The 3,678-nt window shown below is 35.3% G+C and carries 2 protein-coding genes; both read right to left on the bottom strand.

Annotated elements, in window-relative coordinates; translation table 11 throughout:
* Positions 1-1,376: carboxypeptidase-like regulatory domain-containing protein (locus H7254_RS10515; RefSeq protein WP_301932928.1), on the bottom strand; the 1,376-nt coding region annotated here is incomplete at its 3' end.
* A gap of 143 nt (positions 1,377-1,519) precedes the next feature.
* Positions 1,520-3,520: a helix-hairpin-helix domain-containing protein gene (locus tag H7254_RS10510; protein WP_301932927.1), complete on the bottom strand. Its 2,001-nt coding sequence runs from the start codon at positions 3,518-3,520 to the stop codon at positions 1,520-1,522.
* Between the last annotated feature and the right edge of the window lie 158 nt (positions 3,521-3,678).

The following is a 3,678-nucleotide window of genomic DNA, read 5'->3' as shown; positions in this document are numbered from 1 at the left end:
GCTTTGTAATTAAATTCTACGTTACCAAACAAATCATCCGTTTTTCCTTGTTGACGGTTATTGTCTTTTGCAAAATATGGCGTAAAATCAAAATTTGTCAAATAAGTAGTGTAATATCCACTAGGACTTGAAAAATAATCATTTCTCCAATCTGCAAATCTTGTTAATGGAACGTTACCCGGTGCACTTGTTACACCATAATAAACGGTTGAATTTGCAGTAGTTGTATTGCTTTTTGTTTGAGCATACCTTAAATTAAAGATTGCTTTAAACTTGTTATATTCCTTCTCAGATCTAAAAGTTGCTGTTCTACGTGTCAACTCATCACCTGGCATAATACCTTTAATGCTTACATTTTGACCACTAAGGTAAAAATCGCCTGTTGAGTAAGAAATATCTGTTTGATTGGTTACACCTGTGTTAAAGAAATTTTTTCTTTCGTTGGGAATGTAAGAATATTTTTGCTTTAGCAATTGCCCTTGAGGACCAGTCTCACCTAATGTTCTGATAGAACCATCAAACGGATCACCCCAGCTTTGTTGCTCAAAAGCCGTGTAAGTTCCTTCTCCAGTTCCAGGATCTTGATCATAACCTGAACCCCATCTGTCTTGGAATTTAGGCATATAATTAATCTTCTCAAATTGAGTAGAATGGCTTAAGCTAATCATAGGTTTAGCCTTACTTCCTTTTTTAGTTGTTACAATGATAGCACCATTCACACCATCCGGTCCGTAAATAGCAGTTGAAGTAGCAGATTTTAGAATTGTTACATCAGCAATGTCATTAGGATTTATTGAGGAGAAAAAACCCAATCCTATTGGCACACCATCTAAAACCAACATAGGCTGGTTATTTCCGGTTAAAGAACGAATACCTCTAAGAGTAATTCTTGTATCTTGATTAACACCACTGTTAGTTTGCTGAATATTTACACCCGCAACTTTTGCTGTTAAGCCTTGTGCCACATTAGTTGATCTACCTTGAGTTAATTCTTTACTTCTGATTGTTGCAGTAGCAACACCCAATGAAGATCTAGCTCTTTGCTGACCTAATGAAGTATTTACAATAATTTCTTGAAGGTTTGTATCAGTTGTTTTTAAAGTTGCTCCCACAAATACCTGATCTCCAACCGAAATAGTTTGAGTTTGAAAACCAGTTGAAGAAACAGAAAGAGTAGCACCATTATTTACTCTAATAGTGAAACCACCATCAGAATCAGTAGAAGTACCAGTTGTGCTTCCTTGAACTCTAATTGATGCAGCTGGAACGCCATTACCTTTATCATCCAGTATTTTTCCGGTCACCACGCGGGTTTGTGCGAATGCCAATACTCCAAAGAGCATGAAAATCACAAACAGTGATAAAATTCTTGTCATGAGCAATTTGTTAATGTTTAATGAATTGTAAAAATAAGGATATTTTTTATACGTAAAGAGATTGTTAATTAAAACAACTTTACGATTGTTAACACATAAATGACAATGCGAGAATAAGTAACGCTGCATAATTTAAAAAAAAATCAAAATTTAAATAATGCCTGCATTTTAAGTTCAGTTTTGTGGTTTTTATTGATCTCATCTAACGACGATCCGGTGTTGGTTTGATTCGGATAAATTGATTGTGATACCCGAACCCAGATGGTGAGCTTTTTTGTAAAATCATAGTTTAAATTAATATAATACCTGTAACCCTTTCCATAGAAAACGGGTATTGAAAAACTGTATAAAACATCATTTTCATAGGCATATAACCTGCTGTTATAGCCATCCGTTTCAAAATATTGTAACCGAATGTTTCCGGCCATTTTTTTCATGCCCGGATTGTACAAGACATCGGTGTACATCAAAAACCCGTTTTCAGACGCTTTGCCATTTTTGTCAAACCATACGGTTTCAATACGGCTCCTAAAAGTAAATGTGCTGTTTAATTTATAAGAGAATTGTGTTCTCCAGTTTTGTCTGGGCTGAGGCACAACAGGACTTAGTATTAATTCGTCAGGATTGTAGTTGATAGATTTTTTTTCAGATTTAAATCTGGTGTAAATTTCAAATAGTTTGTTGGGCTTGTAAGTAATCTGCCCCACATAATCAGATCCGGATGATGGCGCATTTACCCTAAATTTTAACCATGGAAATTTGTAAAGGTCTACATAACCATCAATTCTCCAAGCATCAGTAGGTTTTATGGTAATGCCTGAAAAAAATCCTTTTTCATTTGTGGGGTATGAATTTTCTGTAAATGCATTTGTGTAAAGCGATTGATAACCTTTGCTGATGTTTCTATAAACAAAACTCATATCCACATTTGCAGCAGTACTGATAAGTAAACCGTTAATAAAACCGGTATATTTTTTATTAGTAATAGCGGCCTCCCCAAAAAAATGCAAATTCTTTTTTGTATAGCTATAATCTGTACTGTAGTTACCAAAACTTTTTCCGGCTAATGCATAAAAATTATAAGGTTCAGCCTGTTTTTGCAAAGGGTATTTTAAACTGTAATGAATGGCATTTAGGCCCACATGCAAACTTTTTAATTGGTATGCAATATTTCCACCAAAAGCCAGCTGCCTTTGTATGCCTTTATCTGCCACTTCGCTTTTGGTACGGTGAAAGCCTGAAATTTGGAGTGATGAGATAAAATCATCCTGCGTTTGTGAGCTATCCCCTGCTGAAAAATTAGCATCAACATTTCTGTAAGAAGCAAAAAAGGTTCCTTCCCAGTTCTTTTTTGCAAGGGTAATGCCCACGCCTCGGTGAAAATTTATTTCTCCGGCAGAATTATAAGGTCGTAGAACATCTGCCTGCCTTTTAATGGATAAAATATCAGGACTTTTTTTAAAAGCAAGACTCATCCATTGCGTTAAACCCTGCCCCATGTTTACGGTATAATCTCCTATTGCCAGCGATTTTATGATACCGATATTTTTGGCAAAAAAATGAAAAGAATAAAAATCAAATCCTTGCTTTTGAGCTCCCTTAAAAAACTGTTCACCGCCATCTTTTTCTCCCACAATGCCATATTGCAAGCTGTTTTTATAATTATACCGATACCTAACAAGTAGCCTTTGGGGAGAACCTCGATAAAAATTTTTGCCTGAATTTGGATCTACCAAATAACCTTTTGATGGTTCAACAATTTGAGAGAACCTTAATAAAATAGTTTTATCACCATTTTTGAGCCTCTCATTGAGTGAAGCAAACAAGTCAGCATTTTCTACAATAGCTATGTATGGTCTTAATCTTTGAATAATAGCTATATCAAAACCAGGCACAGCCTGAAGTTCATAAATATTTACAAAATTACCCAGCAGAGTTCTATAATCGATAATGTTTTGTACCTGTATGGGTGATAAAATTCGAAGCCCCGATAGTAATGATGCACTCGCAGTGTTTATGTTGATAGGATGTTTTTGATACTGAATCATTTCCTGTAAATAGGAATCATCTTCAGTTTCAGCATCAGCACTGTTTTCGGTAATATTTTCTAACTGCTGTTCTACATTGCTGTTAGGCTGTACCACAGGTCTGGTAGGTAATTCTCGGGTTTGAGCTTTACAAATTATGAGGATAAAATAAAAGATTAAAGTAAGGAGACATTTTTTCATTTGCTCATTTCCTTAAAATTATAAATCAGTAAAATTGCCGGCGAAACGCCGAGTTGTGGATGTAAACTTGCAGC

The sequence above is a fragment of the Ferruginibacter sp. genome, assembly GCF_014377975.1.
Taxonomy (GTDB): domain Bacteria; phylum Bacteroidota; class Bacteroidia; order Chitinophagales; family Chitinophagaceae; genus Ferruginibacter.
The sequence above is the reverse complement of the archived record's forward strand: the minus strand, read 5'-3'. Positions and strand labels throughout refer to the sequence as shown.